The following is a 372-nucleotide window of genomic DNA, read 5'->3' as shown; positions in this document are numbered from 1 at the left end:
GCAGTCCGCTATTTCAAACGCGGTGCTCGCCGCTTCTGAAGTTGGCTCCGAAAACGATAGAGCAGATACATCTGCGGCGGTTCAAACCGCTCCGTACGATGATTTGATTTTGGTTCGGGACAACATTCTTGAAGCGATTGATTCCGAGATGTTTAGAACTCGCAACGATGCGGTCTATGAAGCATTAAATCAGGCTCATTCCGCAGTGTATGAGGCAATTACGCAAAGAGCAGAGAATCAGGCAAGGCTCGTAACGTTTACGCCTTCGGCGGTGACTCCGGCGCTGGTTTTAGCTTATGACTATTACGGAGACTCAACCAGAGAGCCGGAGATTGTCGGGAGAAATAAGATCCGGCACTCAGGTTTTGTGCC

The 372-nt window shown here is 50.0% G+C and carries 1 pseudogene; it reads left to right on the top strand.

The features are described from left to right. Positions 1 to 372 (top strand): annotated as a pseudogene (locus E5987_RS12885) (DNA circularization protein); the annotation flags it as partial.

The sequence above is a fragment of the Parasutterella muris genome (assembly GCF_009767915.1).
Classification (GTDB): Bacteria; Pseudomonadota; Gammaproteobacteria; order Burkholderiales; family Burkholderiaceae_F; genus Parasutterella; species Parasutterella muris.
Note: the sequence above shows the minus strand (reverse complement) of the source record. Positions and strands in the feature narration are given on the sequence as shown.